The sequence below is a fragment of the Arthrobacter sp. B10-11 genome (assembly GCF_033142195.1).
GTDB lineage: Bacteria > Actinomycetota > Actinomycetes > Actinomycetales > Micrococcaceae > Arthrobacter > Arthrobacter oryzae_C.
The window spans coordinates 586,282-608,746 of the sequence record NZ_JAWMTH010000001.1; the positions used below are offsets into that span (position 1 = coordinate 586,282).

General features: G+C 65.4%; 26 protein-coding genes. 12 read left to right on the top strand and 14 right to left on the bottom strand.

All coding sequences use genetic code 11. The annotated features are described in order from the left end of the window. Window positions 1–40: 40 nt before the first annotated feature. From RW112_RS02740 to RW112_RS02750, 3 genes are read left to right on the top strand one after another with little or no spacing between them, the layout of a single operon-like run. Entirely contained in the window at window positions 41–1,324 is a 1,284-nt protein-coding gene (locus RW112_RS02740) for a magnesium transporter MgtE N-terminal domain-containing protein (protein WP_305941653.1), read from the top strand. Beyond that, window positions 1,305–2,021, top strand: coding sequence for a DUF1003 domain-containing protein (locus RW112_RS02745; RefSeq protein WP_317780317.1), 717 nt, complete (start codon window positions 1,305–1,307; stop codon window positions 2,019–2,021). Before RW112_RS02740 ends, RW112_RS02745 begins: the two co-directional genes overlap by 20 nt. An 11-nt stretch (window positions 2,022–2,032) precedes the next feature. Beyond that, window positions 2,033–3,160 (top strand): Mrp/NBP35 family ATP-binding protein, encoded by a 1,128-nt coding sequence (locus RW112_RS02750; RefSeq protein WP_317780318.1) that lies wholly within the window; start codon window positions 2,033–2,035, stop codon window positions 3,158–3,160. A gap of 62 nt (window positions 3,161–3,222) precedes the next feature. Here RW112_RS02750 and RW112_RS02755 read toward each other — a convergent pair whose 3' ends face one another. From RW112_RS02755 to sigE, 3 genes are all read right to left on the bottom strand, one after another. Continuing rightward, window positions 3,223–3,624 carry a Sec-independent protein translocase TatB gene (locus RW112_RS02755; RefSeq protein WP_317780319.1) on the bottom strand — a complete coding sequence of 134 codons (402 nt, stop codon included), beginning with the start codon at window positions 3,622–3,624 and terminating at the stop codon, window positions 3,223–3,225. Window positions 3,625–3,705: 81 nt separating this feature from the next. Next, on the bottom strand, window positions 3,706–4,758 hold the full coding sequence (locus RW112_RS02760) for an anti-sigma factor (protein WP_317780320.1): 1,053 nt from the start codon (window positions 4,756–4,758) through the stop codon (window positions 3,706–3,708). An 8-nt stretch (window positions 4,759–4,766) separates the two neighbouring features. Beyond that, the gene (gene sigE / locus RW112_RS02765; protein WP_305941658.1) at window positions 4,767–5,396 is read right to left on the bottom strand and encodes an RNA polymerase sigma factor SigE; all 630 of its coding nucleotides are present in this window, start codon (window positions 5,394–5,396) and stop codon (window positions 4,767–4,769) included. A gap of 296 nt (window positions 5,397–5,692) precedes the next feature. Here sigE and RW112_RS02770 point away from each other — a divergent pair, with 296 nt between their 5' ends. Then, window positions 5,693–6,325, top strand: coding sequence for an O-methyltransferase (locus RW112_RS02770; protein ID WP_305941659.1), 633 nt, complete (start codon window positions 5,693–5,695; stop codon window positions 6,323–6,325). 45 nt (window positions 6,326–6,370) lie between these two features. Here the strand turns inward: RW112_RS02770 and RW112_RS02775 are convergent, their stop codons facing one another. The 4 genes from RW112_RS02775 to RW112_RS02790 form a co-directional block, all read right to left on the bottom strand. Continuing rightward, window positions 6,371–6,538 carry a DUF3117 domain-containing protein gene (locus tag RW112_RS02775; RefSeq protein WP_009357720.1) on the bottom strand — a complete coding sequence of 56 codons (168 nt, stop codon included), beginning with the start codon at window positions 6,536–6,538 and terminating at the stop codon, window positions 6,371–6,373. Window positions 6,539–6,782: 244 nt separating this feature from the next. Next, window positions 6,783–8,048: a hypothetical protein gene (locus RW112_RS02780; protein ID WP_317780321.1), complete on the bottom strand. Its 1,266-nt coding sequence runs from the start codon at window positions 8,046–8,048 to the stop codon at window positions 6,783–6,785. Between the two features lie 62 nt (window positions 8,049–8,110). Then, complete coding sequence (locus RW112_RS02785) at window positions 8,111–8,470, bottom strand: DivIVA domain-containing protein (RefSeq protein WP_317780322.1); 360 nt, start codon at window positions 8,468–8,470, stop codon at window positions 8,111–8,113. 23 nt (window positions 8,471–8,493) lie between these two features. Then, window positions 8,494–9,318: a TIGR00730 family Rossman fold protein gene (locus tag RW112_RS02790; protein ID WP_317780323.1), complete on the bottom strand. Its 825-nt coding sequence runs from the start codon at window positions 9,316–9,318 to the stop codon at window positions 8,494–8,496. A gap of 165 nt (window positions 9,319–9,483) precedes the next feature. On the opposite strand from RW112_RS02790, the gene RW112_RS02795 reads away from it, so the two are divergent. The 4 genes from RW112_RS02795 to RW112_RS02810 all read left to right on the top strand — a co-directional run bounded on the left by RW112_RS02795 (window position 9,484) and on the right by RW112_RS02810 (window position 12,775). Then, window positions 9,484–10,239 (top strand): amino acid ABC transporter ATP-binding protein, encoded by a 756-nt coding sequence (locus RW112_RS02795; protein WP_305941662.1) that lies wholly within the window; start codon window positions 9,484–9,486, stop codon window positions 10,237–10,239. Between the two features lie 68 nt (window positions 10,240–10,307). Continuing rightward, window positions 10,308–11,192 (top strand): glutamate ABC transporter substrate-binding protein, encoded by an 885-nt coding sequence (locus RW112_RS02800; RefSeq protein ID WP_305941663.1) that lies wholly within the window; start codon window positions 10,308–10,310, stop codon window positions 11,190–11,192. A gap of 96 nt (window positions 11,193–11,288) precedes the next feature. Continuing rightward, window positions 11,289–11,939, top strand: a complete 651-nt coding sequence (locus tag RW112_RS02805) for an amino acid ABC transporter permease (RefSeq protein ID WP_305941664.1) — start codon at window positions 11,289–11,291, stop codon at window positions 11,937–11,939. Then, a complete protein-coding gene (locus tag RW112_RS02810) occupies window positions 11,936–12,775 on the top strand; it encodes an ABC transporter permease subunit (protein ID WP_317780324.1) in 840 nt (279 codons plus the stop codon). Before RW112_RS02805 ends, RW112_RS02810 begins: the two co-directional genes overlap by 4 nt. 76 nt (window positions 12,776–12,851) lie before the next feature. Here the strand turns inward: RW112_RS02810 and dapE are convergent, their stop codons facing one another. Continuing rightward, window positions 12,852–13,976 (bottom strand): succinyl-diaminopimelate desuccinylase, encoded by a 1,125-nt coding sequence (gene dapE / locus RW112_RS02815; protein WP_317780325.1) that lies wholly within the window; start codon window positions 13,974–13,976, stop codon window positions 12,852–12,854. Window positions 13,977–14,026: 50 nt separating this feature from the next. Between dapE and dapD the strand changes: the two genes are divergently transcribed. Both dapD and RW112_RS02825 read left to right on the top strand, forming a co-directional pair. Continuing rightward, window positions 14,027–15,058: a 2,3,4,5-tetrahydropyridine-2,6-dicarboxylate N-succinyltransferase gene (dapD, locus tag RW112_RS02820; protein ID WP_317780326.1), complete on the top strand. Its 1,032-nt coding sequence runs from the start codon at window positions 14,027–14,029 to the stop codon at window positions 15,056–15,058. Window positions 15,059–15,113: 55 nt separating this feature from the next. Next, a complete protein-coding gene (locus tag RW112_RS02825; RefSeq protein WP_317780327.1) occupies window positions 15,114–15,965 on the top strand; it encodes a hypothetical protein in 852 nt (283 codons plus the stop codon). Window positions 15,966–15,975: 10 nt separating this feature from the next. Here RW112_RS02825 and RW112_RS02830 read toward each other — a convergent pair whose 3' ends face one another. Together RW112_RS02830 and RW112_RS02835 are read right to left on the bottom strand one after the other, a co-directional pair. Continuing rightward, window positions 15,976–16,587, bottom strand: coding sequence for a hypothetical protein (locus RW112_RS02830; RefSeq protein ID WP_317780328.1), 612 nt, complete (start codon window positions 16,585–16,587; stop codon window positions 15,976–15,978). 71 nt (window positions 16,588–16,658) lie between these two features. After that, window positions 16,659–17,297, bottom strand: a complete 639-nt coding sequence (locus RW112_RS02835; RefSeq protein ID WP_317780329.1) for a TetR/AcrR family transcriptional regulator — start codon at window positions 17,295–17,297, stop codon at window positions 16,659–16,661. Window positions 17,298–17,378: 81 nt separating this feature from the next. On the opposite strand from RW112_RS02835, the gene galE reads away from it, so the two are divergent. Beyond that, entirely contained in the window at window positions 17,379–18,392 is a 1,014-nt protein-coding gene (gene galE, locus RW112_RS02840; RefSeq protein WP_317780330.1) for a UDP-glucose 4-epimerase GalE, read from the top strand. Window positions 18,393–18,569: 177 nt separating this feature from the next. Here the strand turns inward: galE and RW112_RS02845 are convergent, their stop codons facing one another. The 3 genes from RW112_RS02845 to fdxA form a co-directional block, all read right to left on the bottom strand. Continuing rightward, entirely contained in the window at window positions 18,570–19,853 is a 1,284-nt protein-coding gene (locus RW112_RS02845; RefSeq protein ID WP_043482784.1) for a citrate synthase, read from the bottom strand. Window positions 19,854–20,112: 259 nt separating this feature from the next. Then, window positions 20,113–21,261, bottom strand: coding sequence for a succinyldiaminopimelate transaminase (gene dapC, locus RW112_RS02850; protein WP_317780331.1), 1,149 nt, complete (start codon window positions 21,259–21,261; stop codon window positions 20,113–20,115). Between the two features lie 10 nt (window positions 21,262–21,271). Beyond that, window positions 21,272–21,598, bottom strand: coding sequence for a ferredoxin (fdxA, locus tag RW112_RS02855; protein ID WP_055796733.1), 327 nt, complete (start codon window positions 21,596–21,598; stop codon window positions 21,272–21,274). 201 nt (window positions 21,599–21,799) lie between these two features. Here fdxA and RW112_RS02860 point away from each other — a divergent pair, with 201 nt between their 5' ends. After that, a complete protein-coding gene (locus RW112_RS02860) occupies window positions 21,800–22,045 on the top strand; it encodes a hypothetical protein (protein ID WP_317780332.1) in 246 nt (81 codons plus the stop codon). 18 nt (window positions 22,046–22,063) lie between these two features. Here the strand turns inward: RW112_RS02860 and RW112_RS02865 are convergent, their stop codons facing one another. Beyond that, entirely contained in the window at window positions 22,064–22,426 is a 363-nt protein-coding gene (locus RW112_RS02865; protein WP_317780333.1) for a hypothetical protein, read from the bottom strand. Window positions 22,427–22,465: the final 39 nt, after the last annotated feature.

Consider the following 22,465-nt stretch of genomic DNA (forward strand, 5'->3'; position numbering starts at 1 on the left):
AAATTCAGCTAAAAGAGAGCAGACTCGGTAGCCTGTACAGGTGAGCACAAATCTTTCGCGGGTGTTTGTTGCGCGCCTTCTCGGACTGGATGTCTTCGACCCCCTGGGCGACCGGCTCGGCAGGCTGCGCGATGTTGTCGTGCTCTCCCGCGGCACCAGGGGCGCACCCCACGTGGTGGGCATCGTGGTGGAAGTTCCCGGCAAGAAGCGGGTCTTTGTCCCGATGACGCGGATTACCTCGATCGACCAGACCCAGATCATCTGCACCGGGCTGGTGAACCTGCGCCGCTTCGAACAGCGCGGCGCGGAAACCCTGGTGGTGGCCGAAATGTTCGACCGCCGGGTGACTCTGGCGGACGGCAGCGGCGACGCCACCATCGAGGACATCGCCATGGACCGGCATCGTTCCGGCGACTGGTTCGTCAGCAAGCTGTTCGTGCGCCGCGGCCACTCCCTCTCGCCACTGAGCCGGCTCCGCCGCAACGAAACCATGATCATCGACTGGGCCGACGCCCAGCAGGGCGCCCGCACGGAGCCCCAGGCCGCCACCCAGTTCGTGGCAACGCATGAGGACCTGAAGCCGGCCGACTTCGCCGAAGCGCTTCAGGAAATGAGCGACAAGCGCCGCTTCGAGGTGGCAAGTGAGCTGCAGGATGAACGGCTCGCGGACGTCCTGCAGGAGATGCCGGAGGGCGACCAGGTGGAAATCCTCTCCGCCCTCGACGTCAACCGCGCAGCCGACGTCCTTGAGGAGATGGATCCGGACGACGCCGCCGACCTCCTCGCCGAACTTCCCTCGGCCCAGGCGGAGGAGCTCCTCCAGCTGATGGAACCCGAAGGGGCCGAGGACGTCCGCCGCCTCCTGGAATATGACGAAGACACTGCCGGCGGCCTGATGACGCCTGTTCCCGTCATCCTCCCGCCGGAGGCCACGGTGGCAGAGGCCCTGGCCCACGTTCGGCGCGAAGAGCTCTCGCCGGCGCTGGCGTCGTCGATCTTCATCGCGCGTCCGCCGCTGGAAACGCCCACCGGACGGTTCCTTGGCGTGGTCCACATCCAGCAGCTCCTTCGCTACCCTCCGCCGGAGCCGCTCGGAAACCTCGTGGACAAGAACCTCGAACCCGTGTCTGACCAGGCGCACATCAGTGAGGTGGCCCGTACGCTGGCCACCTACAACCTGAACTCGCTCCCCGTCGTCAACAGCGACGGCCGGCTTGTGGGGGCGGTGACTGTTGACGATGTGCTGGACCATCTGCTGCCGGATGACTGGCGCGCCCACGATGATGACGCCCCGATAAGGAAACTTGGAGGCCGCATTGGCTGATCTCAGCTCACCGAGGAACTCCGGAAACCGTCCGGGAGCCAAGATCACGGCCGGCCTGGACACACCCCTGAGCGGCCGCCAGCGGATCCTGCCCAAGTTCTCCCCCAACCCGGACGCTTTCGGCCACGCCACGGAAGGCTTCGCCCGCTTCATGGGCACGCCGCAGTTCCTGGTCTACATGACGGTGTTCGTCGTGGTCTGGCTCGCCTGGAACACGTGGGCGCCGCTGGACTGGCAGTTCGATTCACGCGCACTCGGATTCACCTTGCTGACGCTGATGCTGTCCCTGCAGGCCTCCTACGCTGCGCCGCTGCTGCTGCTCGCCCAGAACCGGCAGGACGACCGTGACCGCGTATCGCTGCAGCAGGACCGCCAGCGCGCAGAACGGAATCTCTCCGACACCGAGTACCTCACCCGGGAACTGGCGTCGCTGCGCATCGCACTGCGGGAAGTTGCCACCCGTGACTACGTCCGCGCCGAACTTCGCAGCCTCCTGGAGGACATGCTGGAGGCGCAGGAAGAACTCCGAACCCATGATTCGACCGGCGAGGGCACGCACGAGTCCCCCAAGGAAAAAGTCAAAGAGCGGTTGAAGGAACGGCGCGACAAGCAGCGCAACCCCCGGACCCAGCAGATCCCCAAGCTCAAGCCCGAACACCGCGATTTCCCTGCGCACCTCAACACCCCCGAAAGCTGAGCACTGACCGCATGAGCACCCCCCTGGACCAGGCAGTGGACGCTGCGCTGGCCACTGTTATCGACCCCGAACTGCGCCGGCCCATCACCGACCTCGGCATGGTGGAATCGGTGGATATTGCCGACGACGGCCGGGTCCGGCTCGTGGTGCTGCTGACCATCGCGGGGTGCCCGTTGCGTGGCACCATCACTGCTGATTCCGAGGCCGCGCTGTCTGCGGTCCCGGGAGTGACCGCCGTCGACGTCGAACTCAAGGTCATGACGCAGGAGCAGCGGGACGCCCTCAAGGAGAAGCTCCGCGGGCCCGGCGGCCAGCGCGGCATCCCGTTCAACCAGCCCGGTTCGCTCACGAAGGTGTTTGCCGTGGCCAGCGGCAAGGGCGGAGTGGGCAAGTCCTCCGTGACGGTGAACCTTGCCTGTGCCATGGCGGCCCAGGGCCTGCGCGTCGGCATCATTGACGCCGACGTGTACGGGTTCTCAGTACCGGCCCTGATGGGCATCGGCCAGGCCCCCACCCGCGTGGACGACATGATCCTGCCGCCCGTCGCATACGGCGTGAAGGTCATTTCCATCGGCATGTTCGTCAAGGGCAACCAGCCGGTGGCATGGCGCGGGCCGATGCTCCACCGGGCCCTTGAGCAGTTCCTCACCGACGTCTACTTCGGCGACCTGGACGCCCTGTTCCTTGACCTGCCTCCGGGCACCGGGGACATCGCCATCTCCGTGGCGCAACTGCTTCCGAAGGCCGAGATCCTGGTGGTAACCACCCCGCAGGCCGCTGCCGCCGACGTCGCGGAACGGGCCGGCGCCATCGCCACCCAGACGGGTCAGTCCGTGGCCGGGGTCGTGGAAAACATGTCGTTCCTTGAAATGCCCGACGGCGGCAGGATGGAACTCTTCGGCAGCGGCGGCGGCGCTGTCCTCGCCGAAAGGCTCACCGCAACAGTAGGGGCCGACGTGCCGCTCCTGGGACAGATACCCCTGGACATCCTGCTGCGCGAGGGCGGCGACACCGGCGAACCGATCGTGCTCGGCCGCCCCGATACCCCGGCGGCCAAGGCGCTCACGGGGATTGCCGGCAAGCTCGCCGCCAGGCCGCGGGGCCTGACGGGCATGAAGCTGGGCCTCCAGCCGCGGTGACTAAGCCCGGTGACCAAGCCGGTGATTGTGCCAGAGTGATTGTGCCGGGCGAAATCCCTGGCTTAGGTGGCCTCGGAGTCGAAGGGTGCCTGCACGCCCTCAGCCAGCCGTTCGATGACGCGCGGCGGACGTTCCTCCGCGTAGGATGCGGCGGAGGCCGAGGCGACCGCCGCGACCGCAGCGGGCGCCCCGGCGCTGACGGGCTTGATGTCGTCGTCGAGCAGGGCTTCCTTGATGATCCGCCGCGGATCGTACTGGCGCGGGTCGTATTTCTTCCAGTCGACATCGTCGATGTCGATGCCGACTTCGTCCTTGATCTGCTCCCGGGCGCCGGAGGCCATCCGGCGGACTTCCTTGACCAGGTTCGCCAGTTTCTGTGTGTATTCGGGCAGCCGGCTGGGGCCGATCACCAGGACGCCGATGATCAGCAGAAGAAGAAACTCCGGGCCATTGATTCCAAACACCCTAGGAAGATTACCCTCTCCGGCGCTGTGGTGACGATTCCACCAGGGAGCGCCCTGAACCGGCCGTGCCGGACGGACGGGTCATGGCGTGAAAAGCTCCACGATGCGCCCCAGGCCGCGCTGCAGCCGCGCCGTCAGCTGTTCCGGCCCGGCTGCCGCACTGCCGCCCGCTGCGGGGGATTCGACGCCGGACAGCGGCGTGCCGGAGCCCGCACGAACCAGTTCCGCCACACCGTCGTCCGCAGAATCCGCGGGCAGGTCCGAAACGTACGTTAACGTCACGCCGGGGGCCGTGTAGATGGCCCGCCACGGCGCGGACGTATTGACCCACAGCGCTCCGGCCCCGCCTGCGGGAGCGCCGGGACCGCCCGGGGCTTGCACGAACCCGTCATCGGCAGCGGGGCGGCCGGTCAGGATATTCGTGGGCGATGACGACCGAACGGCCAGTGGCGCAGCGCCCGCAGCGACGGGCTGGGAATGTTGTTCCAGGACGGTGGCGAAATGTTTACCGTCAGTGAGCCTGAGCTCCAGGACCGGCTGCCCCGCAACAGCTTCACGGCGCGCCCAGAGCACGTGGAACCCCATGTCCCGAAGCTCAGGGCATGACCACCCCCGTGCGCGAAGACCTTCGAGGTCCGCGGCCGTCAGCATGGCGGTGGCTCCCAGGGACGGGTCGGCAGCCGACGCCTGCAGCCCGAAGGCGGCTTCCTGCTGCTGCGCAGACCGGGGCGAGGAGGCCTCTGCGACGGGCATGGGGTCGCCGGCAACGAAGTAGGCGGCTGCGGACACCATTCCCGCCGCTGCCACGGCTCCGCCTGCCACAAGGCCCAGGGCCCGCATCGCCGGGGACCCGGTAGAGGTGTTCCGGGGTGCGGCGTTTGCGGCGGACGTCCCGCCGGTCTCCATCGCGAGCTGCTGGGTCCGGGCCAGCAGCCTGGCCGTGAAGTCGTCGCTGGCAGCCGGGATCGACGCACGGCGCATCCGCTCAAGGTACTGGCGCTCACGCCACTGGCGCGAGGTGCACTCGGGGCAGGATTCCGTGTGCTTCGTGCTGCGGCCGCGCTTGCTGCGCGGCAGGAGTCCGCGCGTACAGTTGCCTCCCAGGCCACGCAGCAGTTTTCTCAGCTGACCCATGGAGCCGATCAGAGGATGCCGGCGATGCGTGGCATCTTAAGCCGCGGCTTGAGGGACTGCCTGGTGCGCGGGTCGCGGTGCGCCAGCTTTTCCCGGAGCATGGTGCGTCCGCGGTGGATGCGGGACCGCACCGTTCCGAGCTTGACGCCGAGTGCCTCGGCCACTTCATCGTAGGACAGGCCTTCAAGGTCACAGAGGACGACGGCGGCACGGAAGTCCGGCGGCAGTTCCTCCAGGGCGGCCTGCACGTCAAGGTCCAGGTTGTTGAATTCGAAGCTCTGTTCAGGGCCGGGTTCGCGGCCGGGCAGCCGTGATTCGGCGTCTTCGGCGAGGGCATCGAAGCGGATGCGGCTCTTTCGCCGAGCCTGGTCCAGGAAGAGGTTGGTGGTGATCCGGTGCAGCCAGCCATCGAGGGTGCCCGGCTTGAAGTTCTCCAGGGACCGGAACACGCGGACGAACACCTCCTGGGTGAGGTCCTCGGCGTCGTACTTGTTACCGGTCAGACGGTAGGCAAGGCGATATACCTTGGCGGAGTGGTTCGTGACCACTTCCTCCCAGGTAGGCCGAACCCACTCGGCGTCCGGCCGGGCCACTGAATCTTCAATTGCCGGGACAGGTGCCACAACTGATGCTGACATCGTCCACTCCCCTCGTGGATGGTACTAACGCCTGGATGGTGCTGACACCAGTGCTTCGGCGCCGATCACCTCCTGGATGAGCGGATAATCATCATTTCAAAGTTGGCTGGGAATTTCCTGACTATCCCGGCCCTTCTGCCTTGGGCGGAAAGCAACGCCGCCGCCCGGCCCGGAGGTGGTTCGCGTCACATCCGGAGGGCAGCCACAGCCTGCCGCACCGTCACCTCCGGGCCCGGCCCCGCCGGACACAGTACGCTGTTAGGAACACTCCCCTGCCGCCCAGAAAGCGAACCCTCATGAGCGCCGATAAGTCCACGAGCTGGTCCTATGCAGAAGATCTGCCTGCCGAGGACGAAGTACTCCTGCATGCTCGGGAGCGTTCCTTTGAGCTGGGCGTGACTCCGGTGGGACCCGGCGTGGGAGCAGTGCTGACGGTACTGGCGGCAGCTTCGAAAGCGCAGACAGCGGTGGAAATCGGAACCGGAGCGGGCGTGTCCGGCGTCTGCCTGCTCCGCGGCCTCGGCCCCCAGGCGGTGCTGACCACCATCGACGTGGACGTGGAACACCTCAGGGCTGCACGGGAGGCCTTCCAGGAGGCCGGCAGCCCTGCCAACCGCACCCGCACCATTTCCGGCCGCGCCGGCGACGTCCTGCCGCGACTGACCGACAGCGCCTACGACCTGGTGTTCGTTGACGCGGACAAGCCGGGCATCCCGGGGTATGTCGAGCAGGCCATCCGGCTGCTGAAGCGCGGCGGACTGCTGATCATCAATGACGCCCTGGATAAGGACCGGGTAGCCAACCCGGCGGCCCGGGATTCCACCACAGTGGTTCTTCGGCAGGTGGGCAAGGCAATCCGCGACGACGAACGCCTGGCCTCGGCCATGCTGCCCACCGGTGACGGGCTGTTGGTGGCGGTCAAGAAATAAGGAAGGGCCCGCAGCCACTTGGCTGCGGGCCCCGCCCGAGCAAATCTATTCGGTCACGCCGACGAGGCATTCCTTGAGGTTTGCCGCCTCTGCCGCGTTAAGTTCGACCACAAGCCGCCCCCCGCCTTCGAGCGGCACACGCATAATCAAGCTGCGGCCCTCTTTGGTTACTTCCATAGGGCCGTCGCCGGTGCGTGGTTTCATAGCCGCCATGAGGAAAATCCCCTCCAATAGTCCCAGGACCTACCAGCCCGGGCGGGCTGTGGCCGCGTCGTCAATCAAGCCGCTATGGCGGCCTAGCTGCGACCGCCATGGCTGAACAGTGTCAAACGCAATGCGAGTGCGATTTGTTCATGCTTAACACCTATTATCCTGTAATTACCCGGCTGTAGCTAATTGATGGATTTTCTTCATCACTTGGAAAATTGTGGCCGCCGTCATAGCGTCCCCGCCTCCCTTACGGCGGATAGTCTCCCCCGCCAGGCAGCTGGGCCCAGGCCCACAGCCACACGATCCAGACAATCTGGAGCAGCAGGAACATGATGACTACGGTGCCGCGGTAAGCCTTCGATCGCGACACCAGCGCTGCACCCAGGGCCAGCGGAAACAGCGGCAACAGCATGCGGAACGTGCTCGTCTGGGGGTGCAGGAAGACGAGCAGATAGCCCATGTAGCAGACGCACCAGAGCCTCAGCTCGGCCCCCAGCGCCACCACTGGAGGGGACGTCATAACCAGTCCGAAGACGGCAACGAACACAAACGGAGCCAGCACACCCAGCACGGGCCCAAAAAGCTGGATCCCGGTGTCGAACCAAGGCTTGAAGGGCACCAGGTCGTGGCCGCGCCAGACGGTTTCCGTCTTGGTGTAGGCCGCCGGGTCCCCCGTCACTGCCCAGGCGATGGCCGGCCACATCAGGGCACTCAGCCCGCTGACTCCGGCAAGGGCCGCCAACGCCAGTAGTTCCCGACCGCTGTGGGGCACGTGCTCCCGGCTACCCGAAACGTCGGGAAGGCCGGCATCCGGAAGCCCGGCGTCGGGAAGGCCGCCGCCGGGACGGCTGCGCTGCCACAGCCGGTAGGTCAGCAGCCCGCCGGCCATGGCGGCGAACGGAACACCCGTTGGCCTGGAAAGGCACATCAGGACAACTACCGGCATGGCCCACATATATCGCCGCTGCATCACCAACAGCAGTGCTGAGGCCAACAGCAGGAGGTTCAGTGATTCCGCATAGGGCACCTGGAGAACGGCGGCCACGGGGAACGTGGCGAAGAAGGCGACTGCCCACATCGCCGTGCGGTGCGTTGCTTTGTACCGGAAGAGGCGGTACACCACCAGGGCGGCACCCAGCCCTGACGCCATGGCGATGAACGTGAGCGCCAGCGCCGGGTCCAAGCCTGTCATGGCCGATACTGCCCGCCCCAGCAGCGGAAAGAGCGCATAAAAGGCCCAGGCGTTCTCCTGCACGTTCCCGCTTTCGTCCACGGGAAGCTGGCTCGGGTAGCCGTTCTGGAGCACTTCGCCGTACCAGCGCGCATCCCAGATGTTGATGAAGTTCCAGTAGTCGGGCTTGGCGGGAAACCAGGGGTTGACCCCCTGGTGCAGGGCGGCGGCCATGAAGATGCAGGCGCTGACGACCCGCGCAGCGGCGTAGACGGATGCCACCTGCACCCACCACGGCCACCTGCCGGCGTGCGCGGCGACGGACGCGATTCCTTTCCGCACCCGGCCGTCCAGGCCCCGGGTTCCTTTCGGCACCACGCGGCCGGCGGAAGTGCCCGGCCGGCTCAAGGCACGGTCTCCCCCGGCTGGGCCGATGCATTCAGTTCCGCCCGCAGCCGATCGATTTCGCGATCCTTGGCGGCAAGCTGGTCACGGAGTTCGTCCAGTACCTGGTCGACCTGGTCCATGCGGTAACCCCGCAGCCCCAGTGCGAACCGGATCCGGTCGACGTCGGCCGGCGAGGCTTCGGCCGGAAGGAGCACCGGAGGAAGCGACGCCACAGGCCCGTCGAAGCCGTCAAGGAGAGCCGATTCCCCGGACCGCCGGCGCCGGAATATGCCGGACGCGGCATCAGCTCCGAGGAAGAGCACGGTGCCAATCAGGGCGATGGCGAGGAATATCAGGAAGAAACTCACAGGATCCATCGTGCCAGACGCCGGCGCGGCAGTTATTCCGGCCGCTGGTTGCCGTTTGGTCCGCTGGTGCCATAGCCCGGGGCGCCCCCCGGGGGCCGGATGGCACCGTGGATGACGAGGTCCACCGCGTGTGCAGGCTCGTCGACGACCTGGATGAGGTCAAGGTCCTTCTCCGAGATCATGCCGTCTTCCACCAGCGTGCCCCTGATCCAGTCGATCATGGGTCCCCAGAACGCCGTGCCGAGGAGGACGATGGGGAACGAGGTGACTTTCCGGGTTTGCACCAGGACCATTGCCTCGAACAGCTCGTCGAGTGTGCCCAGTCCCCCGGGAAGCACAATGAAGCCCTGGGCGTACTTCACGAACATGGTTTTCCGTGCGAAGAAATAGCGGAAGTTGATCCCGAGGTCCACCCACTGGTTGAGGCCCTGCTCAAACGGAAGCTCAATGCCGAGCCCCACGGAGACACCGTTTCCTTGAACTGCGCCTTTGTTGGCCGCTTCCATGGAGCCGGGCCCGCCGCCGGTGATGACAGCCACCCCGGCTTCGGCCAGCTTGCGGCCAACCTCAACGCCCAGCTCGTAGTAGACGGAGCCGGGCTTGGTGCGGGCGGACCCGAACACGCTGACAGCCGGCCCGAGGTCCGCGAGTGCGCCGAAGCCTTCCACGAACTCACTTTGGATTCTGAGCACCCGCCACGGATCCGTGTGGACGAACTGGCCCGGCCCCTTGGTGTCCAGCAGGTGCTGGTCCGACATCTCCACTGCTGCCTGTTTGCGCCGCAGCTCCAGCGGACCCTTGTGACGGGTGGCAATGGGAGGTACTGGAGTTGGAGAAGGCTGCGGATCGGTACTCATCCACCAAGGCTAGCGCGCTTCGACAAGCGCGACCGTCCGGCGCGTCCCATCCTGTTGCAGCGGGCGCCCGGGGGCCCTGACCTGCAGGTATCTCTTGAATCACGATCTGCAGGAAGTTGGAGTGATTGCCGTCATATCCCGCTAATGTTCGCTAGATTCTCTCTTATGACTACTCAAGTGCCCGGCGAAGCTCTCGTCTCCCTGAAAGCCGTGAATAAGCACTACGGCCAGCTGCACGTACTCAAGGACATCAACCTGAACGTCCGTAAGGGCGAAGTTGTTGTGGTCATCGGACCGTCCGGGTCCGGTAAGTCCACACTCTGCCGGGCCATCAACCGCCTCGAAACCATCGACGACGGCAAGATCGCCATCGACGGCAAGGAACTGCCGGAGGAAGGCAAGGAACTCGCCAAGCTGCGCGCCGACGTCGGAATGGTGTTCCAGTCCTTCAATCTCTTTGCCCACAAGACGATCCTGGAAAACGTCACCCTGGGTCCGATCAAGGTCAAGGGCGTTGCCAAGGCGCAGGCCGACAAGGACGCCATGGCGCTGTTGGAGCGTGTGGGCGTCGGCCACCAGGCACCCAAGCTCCCGGCGCAGCTCTCCGGCGGCCAGCAGCAGCGCGTGGCGATTGCCCGTGCCCTGGCGATGAAGCCGAAGGTCATGCTGTTTGACGAGCCCACCTCGGCCCTTGACCCGGAAATGATCAATGAGGTCCTCGACGTCATGATCCAGCTGGCCAAGGAAGGCATGACCATGATCGTGGTCACCCACGAGATGGGCTTCGCCCGCAAGGCCGCCGACCGCGTGGTGTTCATGGCCGACGGCCAGATCGTCGAAGACGCAACACCGGAAGAGTTCTTCACGAACCCGAAGAGCAACCGCGCCAAGGACTTCCTCTCCAAGCTCCTCACCCACTGATTCCACGAGACCGCACCTACGCAGTTCGCACCCAGGCCACCACAGTGGCCGCCAATGAAAGGTATGTCATGAAGGCATTTTTGACCCGACGGAAGTCCTTTGTGGTTGCAGCATCAGCAGCCCTCGCCCTGACTCTGAGCGCCTGCGGCGGCAGCACCGGTACCACCAGCGACCCCACGGTTGCCGAGAAGCCCACCTTCGCGGCCGGCAGCACCATGGAGAAGCTCGCTTCCGCCGGAACGATCAAGATCGGCACCAAGTTCGACCAGCCCCTCTTCGGCCAGGTGGGCCTTGACGGCAAGCCCATCGGCTTTGACGTCGAGATGGGCAAGCTGATTGCCGCCAAGCTGGGCATCGCGGCGGACAAGATCGAATGGTCGGAGACAGTCTCCGCGAACCGCGAACCGTTTATCGAACAGGGCAAGGTGGACCTGGTCATCGCCACCTACACCATCAACGACAAGCGCAAGCAGGTCGTCAGCTTTGCCGGGCCGTACTACGAGGCCGGCCAGGCCCTCATGGTGAACAAGGACAACGACACCATCAAGAAGCCCGAGGACGTCAAGGGCAAGAAGGTCTGCTCCGTGACGGGTTCCACCCCCGCCGGCACCATCGTGGAGAAGTACGGAGCAGTACTCGTTCCCGCGGCCACCTACTCGGCCTGCCTCGAACCGCTGCGCAACAAGCAGGTGGAAGCCATCACCACCGACAACGTGATCCTGGCCGGCTTCGTGGACAAGGAGCCTGACGCCTTCAAGCTGGCCTCGGACGAGACCTTCACCAAGGAGCCCTACGGCATCGGCCTGAAGAAGGATGACACCGTCTTCCGCAACTGGATCAACGACCAGCTGGAAGAGTTCAGCAAGGACGGGTCTTACAAGAAGGCCTGGGAAGCAACCGCGGGCTCCGTCATCAAGACGGCGCCGGAACTTCCGGCCATCAACCGTTACTAAGTAACGCAGGGCGGTTGCCGGAGTCCGTTTGCCAAGGCTCCGGCAGCCGCCGCTCCCATCTTCGCTCCCGTCCGCGACACACAGCCAAAGGATGTTATGGACGTCATCATCGATAACCTGCCACTTTACTGGGAAGGCTTTCTCCGAACCCTGTTCCTGTCAGCCGTATCCGGAGTCATCGCCCTCCTGCTGGGAACGGTGCTGGCCGCCGCCCGGGTTTCACCCGTTGCCGCCCTCCGCGGCTTCAGCATGACCTACGTGGAGATTCTGCGGAACACCCCCCTGACCATTGCCTTCTTCTTCGCCGCGATCGTCCTGCCGAGGCTCGGGGTGAAATTTGAGCAGTTTGAAGTGGCGGCCATCATTGCCCTGAGTGCCTATACAGCAGCCTTCATCGCTGAAGCAGTGCGCTCCGGTGTCAACAGCGTTCCCGTCGGCCAGGCCGAGGCCGCGCGCAGCATCGGCATGAAGTTCGGCCAGGTGCTGTCCCTGATCATTCTGCCGCAAGCGTTGCGGACGGTGATCCCGCCGTTGATCAATATCCTGATCGCCCTGGTCAAGAACTCATCCGTCGCCGGCGCCTTCTTCGTCCTGGAGCTGTTCGGTTACGGCCGCCAGCTCGCCAACTCCAACGGCGACCAGGTGATGGCCGTTCTCATCGGGGTGGCTTTCTTCTACCTGCTGATCACTGTTCCGTTGGGCATCCTGGCGAGCACCGTCGAACGAAAGGTGGCGATCGTCCGATGAGCTCGGTTCTGTACGACGTCCCAGGGCCAAAAGCCCGCCGGGTTTCACTTATTGGCTCCGTAGTCGGCTCCCTGTTGATCCTTGGCCTGCTGGCATGGATCATCAGCACACTGGCCCAGCAGGGCATCTTCGAGGGACGCCGCTGGGCGATCTTCACGCGGGCGGACGTCTGGACGCTGCTCGGCAACGGCATCGGCGCAACCCTGAGCGCTGCGGCCGTGGCTGCCGTCATCGCGTTCCCGCTGGGACTGCTGCTGTGCCTGCTGCGGATATCCGACCTTGCCGCCATCCGGGTCCCCACCCGGATCGTGCTGGAATTCCTGCGCGGCATGCCCGTGGTCCTGATGATGTTCTTCGTCTTGCTCGTCTTCGGAACCAACCAGTTCATCGCCGTGGTGGCCGGCCTTGTCCTGTACAACGCGGCGGTCTTCGCGGAGATCATCCGTGCCGGTATCCAGTCCCTGCCGAAGGGCCAGCGCGAAGCAGGCCTGACCATCGGCCTGACCAGTTTCCAGTCCCGCATGGTCATTGAACTGCCCCAGGCCGTCCGGCGCATGATGCCGTCACTCGTGGCCCAGCTCGTGGTGCTGCTGAAGGACACATCCCTGGGCTACATCGTGGCCTACGGTGAACTGCTCCGCGCCGTGCAGGTTATGGCCGACTTCCTGGGAACCCAGTTCCTGTTCCCGATCTTCTTCGTGGCCGCAGCGATCTACATCGCGATCAACATCTGCGTTTCGCGCATCGCAGTCTGGATCGAACGGCGCGGTTCCAAGAAGGCTGCCGGGGGCGTGGCCAAGGCTGAGCCTGAACCGATTGAAGCCGAAGTGAAGTAGCACGCAGGAAGTGAAGCACCAGGAAGGCCCGGATCACTGATCCGGGCCTTCCTGCCTGAGCGGGGACTTAGCCGGGCTAGTTTCCCAGCCACGTCCGCAGCGCACGGAGGCACTCACGGATCGCATCGGCGTCGACGTGTTCGTTGTCTTTATGCGCCAGCAGCGGGTCGCCGGGCCCGAAGTTCACCGCCGGAATTCCCAGTTCGCTGAAACGCGCGACGTCGGTCCAGCCGTACTTCGGCTTGGGCTCGGCACCGACGGCGGCCACGAAGGATGCGGCCGCCGGATGGTTCAGCCCCGGCCGCGCGCCGGCCGCGCTGTCCGTCTTGACGACGTCGAACCCGTCGAGGAGTTCGCGGACGTGGGCTTCGGCCTGGTCCGGAGTCTTGTCCGGAGCGAAGCGGTAGTTGATTTCCACCACGCAGCGGTCAGGAATGACGTTTCCCGCAGTGCCACCGTTGATTTTCACCGCGTTGAGGCTTTCCCGGTAGTCCAGGCCGTCCACGTTGATGGTGGCCGGTTCGTAGGAGGCCAGCCTGGCGAGGATGGGGGCGGCGGCATGAATGGCGTTGCTTCCCATCCAGGCCCGGGCGGAGTGTGCTGCCTCACCGATGGTGGTTGCCTCGAACCGCATGGTGCCGTTGCACCCGCCTTCCACGGTTCCGTGCGTTGGCTCGAGCAGGATGGCGAAGTCACCCTCGAGAAGCCCACCGTGATTGCGCACCAGCCGACCGAGGCCGCTCTTCACCGCTTCGACTTCCTCGTGGTCGTAGAACACGAAGGTGACGTCCTTGCCCGGTTCCTTCCCGCCGTCGAACATGCCGGCGGCCAGTGCAAGCTGCACCGCGACGCCGCCTTTCATGTCCGTCGCGCCGCGGCCGTACAGGAGTCCTTCGCCGGGCGCGCCTGAGGGCCAGAACGAAGGGACCGTGCCAAGGGCGCCGTCGGTGGTCGGGAGCGGCACCGTATCCAGGTGCCCGGCCAGGATGACCCGCTCAGCGCGGCCCAGGGCAGTGCGGGCGATGATCGAATCGCCGTCCCTGACGACCTCAAGCTGCGGAATCTTCCGAAGGGCATGTTCGACGGCGTCGGCCAGTTCCTCCTCGTTGGCCGAGACACTGTTGATGTCGATGAGCGCAGCAGTGAGGAGGGCGACGTCCTGGCGGAGGTCGAGGCGGGCGGAGGCGGTTTGAGCAGTCACACGGACAGTCTAGTTCGAGACCTGCTCCCGCCTCTCGATAGACTGGGACCATGACTGAAACCGCTGCTGCTTCCGCCGTGCCCGCCGATGATTCCGCATCCGCCGATGCCCGCTCCGCCTATGGTTACGGCGTGGCCACCATTTCCACCCGCAACGGCGAGGCCACCGTGCTGGACGTCTGGTTCCCCGCACCGTCCCTGGGAACCGCAGCGGACAGCCTCCGGAACGTGGAGAGCGCGGATCCCGTGCTGGCCGAGATCGCCGCAGCCGGCAGCGACGCCGACCGCGGCACCGAGCAGCAGGTCGTTTTCGTCCAGGTGCACCTTGACGAGGCCCCTGCCGACACCGCGGACGCCTACCTCCGCCTGCACCTGCTTTCGCACCGGCTGGTGCAGCCCAACACCATCAACCTGGATGGCATCTTCGGCAAGCTCCCCAATGTCGTGTGGACGAACTTCGGCCCTGCTGCCGTTGAAGGCTTCGAACTGACCCGGGCGAAGCTGCGCAGGCGCGGTCCCGTGACTGTTTACGGAGTGGACAAGTTCCCGCGCATGGTGGACTACGTGGTGCCGGCGGGCGTCCGGATCGCCGACGCCGGCCGCGTCCGGCTTGGCGCCCACCTTGCCGAGGGCACCACGGTGATGCACGAGGGGTTCGTGAACTTCAACGCAGGCACCCTGGGCACCTCCATGGTGGAAGGCCGCATCTCGGCCGGGGTTGTCACCGGCGACGGAACGGACGTCGGCGGCGGCGCCTCCATCATGGGTACGTTGTCCGGCGGCGGCAAGGAGAAGATCTCCCTCGGTGCGCGTGTGCTGCTGGGCGCCAACTCCGGCGTCGGGATCAGCATCGGCGACGACTCGGTGGTTGAGGCCGGCCTGTACGTCACGGCAGGAACCCGCGTCCGCGTCATCGGTCCGAAGGATGCCGACGGCGTGGACACCACCCGGGTGGTCAAGGCCGTTGAACTCTCAGGTGTGCCCAACCTGCTGTTCCGCCGCAATTCCACGAACGGCGCCGTGGAGGTACTCCCCCGCAAGGGCCAGACCGTGGAACTCAATGAGGCCCTCCACGCTAACTGATTCCGCCCGCCCGCAGACGTCAACCGGCCCGATCAGGGCCTCAGGGAGCAACCTCGTGTCACGGAGACGTGGCCTGCGCCGCCTGCTAGTGCTGGGGCTGGTCCTGGCCCTGATTGCCGGCGGCGTCTACACGGCCGTTGCCTTTATCCAGCGTTCGGAAACGCTCATTGCCGAAAAGTGCACTGCCGCCGTCGGATCCCGGGAAGCCGACCTGGCCACCGACCAGGCGGCAAATGCGGCGCTCATCACCGCCGTCGCCGTGCGCCGCGGCCTGCCCCCGCGGGCCGCGAGCATCGCCCTGGCGACCGCCATGCAGGAATCCAAGCTGCGAAACATCGAGCACGGAGACCAGGCCGGGCCGGATTCCCGCGGCCTGTTCCAGCAGCGTCCCTCCCAGGGCTGGGGCACCGAGGAACAGGTGATGGACCCGTATTACGCCAGCGGGGCGTTCTTCGACGCCCTGGTGAAGATTCCGGACTATGAGTCGCTGGAAATCACGGCTGCGGCGCAGCAGGTCCAGCGTTCTGCCTACCCGCAGGCCTACGCGCAGCATGAGGACATGGGCCGGGCATTTGCCTCCGCCCTGTCCGGGCAGTCATCCGGGGCACTGGACTGCACCCTCAAGTCGCCCGAGGGCCCTGGCGACGTCCAGGCTGTCCTTGGCGAACTGACCGCCGCCTTCGGGAACGTCCCGGCGACAACAGACGGCACCACGCTTGTGCTGGAGGCGAACGGGACCCAGGCCTGGGCCGTGGCACAGTGGGCCGTGGCGAACGCCAAATCCCTGTCCGTGACGAACGTCGGTGTGGAAGGACGCAGCTGGGACCGGGCGGCCAGGAACGGCTGGCAACCCTCGGAGGGTCAGTCCGGCCTGGTCACGGTCACGGTCGCTGCCGGGACCTCCTGACGGCAAGGACTCAGACGAGAAGTTCCACGACCGGCTGGACGTAGCTTCGGAACACCTCGGGCTGGGTCAACAGTTCCTTGCTCATGATGATCTTGTCCGGCTCGAGGTACCATGCCCGGGGTTCCGTCAGCGGAAGTTCGATGATGGTCAGGGTGAAGTCCCGTGAACCGCGGCCCACTTCCAGCAGCCGGTCTTCCACCATGTCGCCCAGGAGTTGCGGGGCGCCGCTCGCCTCCCGTTCGGCCTCGAGTGCGGCGTATTCGGAGCGGCGCTCACGGGCCCAGGTCAGGGCCGACCCGAAATGCGCCTGCAGGACGCGCTGGAGGGCGGGAGAGTTCCCGAAGGCCTCAAAATCGGGGGGCTTCACATCGGGCGTCATTTGGGGATGCGCCTTGAGCAGTTGCTCCCACCAGGCTTCCCATTCAGTCTTAAGGGCACTGATTCCGCCGACTTCGGACGTGAGGTTGGTGTGGTCCACCGGTCGGATCTTGGGAGCCATATGGCACAAAGCCGGACGCCCCGCGCTGTTGAGGCCTGCAGCGTCCCGGACGTAGAGTGCAATGAGCATGGGACCCGAGGTGTCCATGGTGATCCGCCAGCCAGGACCGCCTGTTTGGTGCATCCGAATGGCCTCCCTTGGCTTGTTTACTGTCCCAGTGTATTCCTCTTGACTACTGACGTTAATGGCTTGCTTTAGTGGCTCAGCGCAGACTGGCCCAGGCTCAGCAGGTGCGACGACAGGACGTCCCGGCACATGTCAGCCGTCATCCACTCAGGCTGCAGCAGGGCATGCATGGTCAGTCCGTCCAACGTAGCGAGCAGCCGCTCCGCTTCGGTCACCAGGCCCTGATGGCCATCGTCGGCCCCTGCTTCCCCGGGCGGGCTGAGTTCCATGATCAGCCAGCCCACGAGGGCGGCCACGGACCGGTGGCTGCGGTCAGCCTCGGCGGCAAGGAACGGCCTGATCCGGGCTGCGTTCTTGAACGCCATCCAGACGCACGCGTCCACGGCCCGCTCCTCGTCCAGCGGGAGGAACTGGCCCAGCAGGGTTAACACACCGTCCCGGTGCTCAGCTGTCCCGGGAGCCAGTTGGGTGAGGCGGTCCCGCGCCGCGTCCAGCCTGCCGGTGATCCTATCCACCACCACACCGAAGGAATGGGCCAGCAGCTCGTCGCTGCTGGAGAAGTAGTGGCGGACGGATCCCACGGCAAGTCCGGCCTCGTCAGCCACTTCACGCAGGGAGGCCCGTTCCAGTCCGTCCGTTGCAATGATCCTGAAAACGGCTTCGACAACTTCCTGGCGCCGGACTGCGGCATCAACGATTTTGGGCACTCCTACTATTTAGCACAGTTGTGCCGCCAAGGTGTGGGCAACACGGGCGGAAGCGCGGCCAACTGGGATAGCGTTGAGCTCATGAGAATTCTGGTTACGGGCGGCACCGGCTACATCGGGTCCCACACTGTTCTGTCCCTGCAGGAAGCCGGCCATGAGGTGGTGGTCATCGACAACCTGGTCAATTCCAGCGAAGAGTCGCTGCGCCGCGTCGCCGAGCTGAGCGGCCAGGAAGCTGTGTTCCACAACGTGGACCTCGTGGACGAACAAGCTGTCGAGGCCGTCTTTGCGCAGGACCGGATCGACGCTGTGATCCATTTCGCGGGCCTCAAGGCCGTGGGCGAATCCGTCCGTGAGCCGCTGAAGTACTACTACAACAACCTGGTAGGCACCCTGAACCTGATCCGTGTGATGGACCGGCATGACGTCCGTTCGCTGGTCTTCAGCTCCTCGGCCACCGTGTACGGCGAGCACAACCCGATCCCCTACGTGGAAAAGATGGAGATCGGCGCCAACAACCCGTACGGCCGGACCAAGGAACAGATCGAGGACATCCTCTCAGACCTTGGCGCCGCGGACAGCCGATGGCACATCGCGCTCCTGCGCTATTTCAACCCGGTGGGTGCACACCCGTCCGGCCAGATTGGCGAGGACCCGCAGGGCATCCCCAACAACCTGGTTCCGTTCATCGCCCAGGTCGCAGTGGGCCGACGTGAAAAACTGATGGTCTTCGGCGGCGACTACGACACTCCGGACGGCACCTGCCTCCGTGACTACATCCACGTGGTGGACCTAGCTGAAGGGCACGTCGCCGCCCTCAACCACGTGGCAGGCCGCACGGGCGTGTTCCGGTGGAACCTCGGTTCCGGCAAGGGATCGTCGGTGCTGGAGGTGCTGCGTTCCTTCGAAAAGGCCGTAGGCCACGAGCTCCCCTACGAGATTACGGGCCGCCGCGCCGGCGATCTCCCCGCGTTTTGGGCCGACGCCACGTCCGCGCTGGCTGACCTCGGCTGGTCCACGACGAAGACCGTGGACCAGATGTGCGAGGACCACTGGCGCTGGCAGAAGAACAACCCGCTGGGCTACAACTCCTGACATCGGTTGCTCCGTAGGTGTCGTTTTCACGGCCCAAAACGACCGTGGGCCCACGCCGGCGAGGGCCCCGGACCGAGCTTGCGAGGGCAGGGAGCCGGTGGGGAGCAATCGATGTAAGTACGACGCCGGCTGCGCACCTTGGGTGCGCAGCCGGCGTCGTAGTTTAATTCGTCAGCCTTAGCTGGCCGGGTAGTTCCGCTCCGGCTCTCCTGTGTAGAGCTGGCGCGGACGGCCGATCTTGGTGCTGGGGTCGTTGATCATTTCGCGCCACTGGGCAATCCAGCCCGGCAGGCGGCCGATCGCGAAGAGCACCGTGAACATCTTCTCCGGGAAGCCCATGGCCTTGTAGATCAGGCCCGTGTAGAAGTCCACGTTCGGGTAGAGCTTGCGCTGGATGAAGTAGTCGTCACCCAGGGCCTTCTCTTCGAGGCGCATGGCGATGTCCAGCAGTTCGTCGTTGCCGCCGAGTTTGCCGAGCACTTCGTGTGCCGTGTCCTTGACGATCCTGGCCCGCGGATCGTAGTTCTTGTAGACGCGGTGCCCGAAGCCCATGAGGCGGACGCCGTCTTCTTTGTTCTTGACCTTCTCCATGTAGTCCTCGGGCTTGATGCCCTCGGTCTGGATCTGGCGCAGCATCTTGAGCACGGCTTCGTTGGCGCCGCCGTGGGCGGGGCCGAACAGCGCGTTGATACCTGCGGACACCGAGGCGAAGAGGTTGGCGTTGGACGAGCCGACCAGTCGTACGGTGGACGTGGAACAGTTCTGCTCGTGGTCCGCGTGCAGGATCAGCAGAAGGTCCAGGGCCTTGACCATCACCGGGTCCAGCTCGTACTGCTCGGCCGGGAGTCCGAAGCTGAGGCGGAGGAAGTTCTCCACCAGGTTCATGGAGTTGTCCGGGTAGAGCATGGGCTGACCAATGCTCTTCTTCAGGGCGTAGGCCGCGATGACCGGCATCTTGGCCAGGAGCCGGTACGTGGAGACTTCCACGTGCTCTGCGTTGAAGGGGTCCAGGGAGTCCTGGTAGAAAGTGGAGAGCGCGGACACGGCCGAGGACAGCACGGGCATCGGGTGGGCGTCGCGCGGGAAGCCGCCGAAGAAGCCCTTGAGCTCTTCGTGCAGCAGCGTGTGGCGGCGGATCCTCTGGTCGAAGGCGTCCAGCTCGGTGGGAGTCGGCAGGTTGCCGTAGATCAGCAGGTAGGAAACTTCCAGGAAGCTGGAGTGCTGTGCCAGCTGCTCAATCGGGTACCCGCGGTACCGCAGGATGCCGGCATCGCCGTCGATGTACGTGATGGCCGAAGTGGTGGCCGCGGTGTTCATGAAACCGGGGTCAAAGGCGACGGCGCCTGTCTGCTTCAGCAGTTTGGAAACGTCATAGCCTTCGTTTCCTTCTACAACCTTGATACGGGGGAGTTCGAGCTCGCCGCCCGCGTGGCGCAGGGTTGCGCTGGTGGTCTCAGTCATGGAGTCTCCTCATGAGGCGTCAGGGCCTCTCTGTAGAAAGCTTGATCCAACCTCCGGTGAAGCCGGCCGAGGAGCCTGCAGGGCAGGGATTCCAACGGCCGGGCTGCCTTCTTGTAGAAAGCCACCATTGATAGTCAGTTAAAAAGTACCGCTCCAAGGCAAGGTGACACTAATCCGGTAGTGTCGAAATGCCCCGAAAACGCCCCCGTTGTGTTGCGTGTCACACCATTGTTACGGACCTGTTGCCGCCCGTTGCCCGCTACGCGCCAGCGGTCAGCCGCGCCACTCCCGCGTCAATCCGCTCATCCGCGGCGGTAAGTGCCACCCGGATAAACCCGTTTCCGGCATCACCGTAGAACACGCCGGGGCCCACCACGATACCGAGCCCGGCCAGCCTGCCCACGGTGTCCCACGTGGCTTCACCGGCACTGCACCACAGGTAGAGTCCCGCCTGGGACTCGTGGATTGACAGCCCGAACGATTCGAGCGCCGGCACTATCCGTTCCCGCCGCCCGCGGTAAAGGTCCTTCTGCGCCTGCACGTGGGCGTCGTCACCGAGCGCCACGCGCATGGCTTCCTGGACCGGGTAGGGAACGATCATGCCGGCATGCTTGCGGCTGTTGACCAGGTTGGCCATGATGACCGGGTCGCCTGCAACAAACGCTGCGCGGTACCCCGCAAGGTTCGATTGCTTGCTGAGGGAGTACACCGCCAGCAGGCCGTCATGGGATCCCCCGGCGACGCGCGGGTCCAGGATGCTGGTCACCGGGCGGCCGCCGCGCTGGACGTCCCACTCCCCCCAGCCGAGCTCCGCGTAGCATTCGTCGGAAGCCACGACGGCGCCAAGCCCGCGGGCCTGGTCCACTATCCGCTTCAATGATTCGGCATCGCGGACGCTGCCGGTGGGGTTGGCCGGCGAATTGACCCAGACGAGCCGGACCCGCCGCCGAGTCTCGTCATCGAGTTCGTCAAGATCGTCGGCGGCGATATGTTCCGCGCCTGCGAACGTCGCCCCGATGTCGTAGGTCGGGTAGGCAACGGTAGGACGGACGACGACGTCACCGGGCTTGAGGCCCAGGAGGAACGGCAGCCACGCCACCAGTTCCTTGGAACCGACAGTGGGCATCACGTCCCTGGGATCCAGTCCGGGAACGCCGCGGCGGCGCGCGAACCAATCGGCAATGGCTTCGCGGAGCGCCGGCGTACCGTGCACCGTGGGGTACCCGGGGGCGTCGGCGGCCCGCTGGAGCGCCTCCTGGATCAGGACGGGCGTGTGGTCCACCGGGGTGCCGATGGAAAGGTTGACCGGCCCGCCGGGGTGCTTGGCGGCCGTGGCAAGATACGGGGCCATGGCCTCCCACGGGTAATCGGGCAGGCTAAGGCCGAAGCTGCGTACCGCGGATGTCACGCCAGGTGCCTCAGTGGTCCTGGTTCTGCGGCGGCAGGGCAGCAATCATCGGGTGGTCGGTGTGGGTATTGCCCACCTTGGCGGCGCCGCCGGGCGACCCCAGGTCGTCGAAGAATTCGACGTTCGCCTTGTAGTAGTCAGCCCACTCGTCAGGGGTGTCATCCTCGTAGTAGATGGCCTCGACGGGGCAGACGGGTTCGCAGGCACCGCAGTCGACGCATTCATCCGGGTGGATGTAGAGGGACCGCTCGCCCTCATAGATGCAGTCGACGGGGCATTCCTCAATACATGCCTTGTCCTTGACATCTACACACGGCTGCGCGATTACGTACGTCACGTCCCTTGCCTCTCCACGTTGGTTCCGGCACTCGGCCGGTGATCTTCCCGGCCTGAGCGCCGGACTGCTGACTTCTGAGCCTATTATCTATCAGTCTGTTCCCGCGAACCTAGCAACGCGTCATAGAAGCCCGGCGTCACAGAAGCCCGGCGTCATACACGCCCGCGGTACTGAGAGGAAGGGGCGTCCTAGGATGAAGTGGTGACGTCACAGGCCCCCGATTCCCGCCAGTTCCTCGAAAAGACCCCGCTGGGCACCCGGGTGGTGGTGCGCTACCGCATCCCGGAGGGCCTGACGGACGCGCTGGGCGACCTGGTGGGGATCACCGCGGCCGAGTGTACCGTCCGCACCCGGCGGGCCGACGTCGTCATTCCCCTGGCCATGGTGGTGGCAGCGAAACCGGTACCACCGCCTCCCCCGCGGCGCGCGCCGCGAGCGGCGGGCTAAGCCTGCCGTCCGGCGGCCTCAGGCGCGCCGGGGCGGTTCCCGGTAGCGCCGGCACCACACGAGCATCAGCACGGTCACCGCGGCGATACCGTAGATCCAGAGGTAGCCTGGAACGTCCGCGGCGATAAGCCGTTTGCCGGGCTCCAGGTTCGACCACAGACCTGCCAGGACGTAGCACAGCACGCCGCAGGCCGCCGGCGGGATCACCGACCGGAAAGCCGCCCCGAGGAGCAGCTGGACCGAGCCCAGAAGGACCAGCGCCGCCAGCGCACCCCAGGGAAGAACGACGCCGGACACCATCCACTGCTGGCGGTGCAGGGCCGTGCCTGCCGCCGCAACAAAAAGAGCTGCCGGCACGGCGGCGGCGATGCCGCCTGCCATACCGGCAGCTCTACTGTTCACGAAGGTGATAACCGGAAC

What these genes read in the sequence shown, in the direction of transcription:
- dapD (WP_317780326.1), top strand. Translation starts at nt 14,027, where the DNA reads ATGACTGAAACCGCTGCTGCTTCCGCCGTGCCCGCCGATGATTCCGCA.
- RW112_RS02750 (WP_317780318.1), top strand. Translation starts at nt 2,033, where the DNA reads ATGAGCACCCCCCTGGACCAGGCAGTGGACGCTGCGCTGGCCACTGTT.
- RW112_RS02810 (WP_317780324.1), top strand. Translation starts at nt 11,936, where the DNA reads ATGAGCTCGGTTCTGTACGACGTCCCAGGGCCAAAAGCCCGCCGGGTT.
- RW112_RS02805 (WP_305941664.1), top strand. Translation starts at nt 11,289, where the DNA reads ATGGACGTCATCATCGATAACCTGCCACTTTACTGGGAAGGCTTTCTC.
- RW112_RS02830 (WP_317780328.1), bottom strand. Translation starts at nt 16,587, where the DNA reads ATGCACCAAACAGGCGGTCCTGGCTGGCGGATCACCATGGACACCTCG.
- RW112_RS02775 (WP_009357720.1), bottom strand. Translation starts at nt 6,538, where the DNA reads ATGGCGGCTATGAAACCACGCACCGGCGACGGCCCTATGGAAGTAACC.
- RW112_RS02865 (WP_317780333.1), bottom strand. Translation starts at nt 22,426, where the DNA reads ATGGCAGGCGGCATCGCCGCCGCCGTGCCGGCAGCTCTTTTTGTTGCG.
- RW112_RS02790 (WP_317780323.1), bottom strand. Translation starts at nt 9,318, where the DNA reads ATGAGTACCGATCCGCAGCCTTCTCCAACTCCAGTACCTCCCATTGCC.
- sigE (WP_305941658.1), bottom strand. Translation starts at nt 5,396, where the DNA reads ATGTCAGCATCAGTTGTGGCACCTGTCCCGGCAATTGAAGATTCAGTG.
- RW112_RS02845 (WP_043482784.1), bottom strand. Translation starts at nt 19,853, where the DNA reads ATGACTGAGACCACCAGCGCAACCCTGCGCCACGCGGGCGGCGAGCTC.
- RW112_RS02800 (WP_305941663.1), top strand. Translation starts at nt 10,308, where the DNA reads ATGAAGGCATTTTTGACCCGACGGAAGTCCTTTGTGGTTGCAGCATCA.
- RW112_RS02760 (WP_317780320.1), bottom strand. Translation starts at nt 4,758, where the DNA reads ATGGGTCAGCTGAGAAAACTGCTGCGTGGCCTGGGAGGCAACTGTACG.
- RW112_RS02770 (WP_305941659.1), top strand. Translation starts at nt 5,693, where the DNA reads ATGAGCGCCGATAAGTCCACGAGCTGGTCCTATGCAGAAGATCTGCCT.
- RW112_RS02785 (WP_317780322.1), bottom strand. Translation starts at nt 8,470, where the DNA reads ATGGATCCTGTGAGTTTCTTCCTGATATTCCTCGCCATCGCCCTGATT.
- RW112_RS02795 (WP_305941662.1), top strand. Translation starts at nt 9,484, where the DNA reads ATGACTACTCAAGTGCCCGGCGAAGCTCTCGTCTCCCTGAAAGCCGTG.
- galE (WP_317780330.1), top strand. Translation starts at nt 17,379, where the DNA reads ATGAGAATTCTGGTTACGGGCGGCACCGGCTACATCGGGTCCCACACT.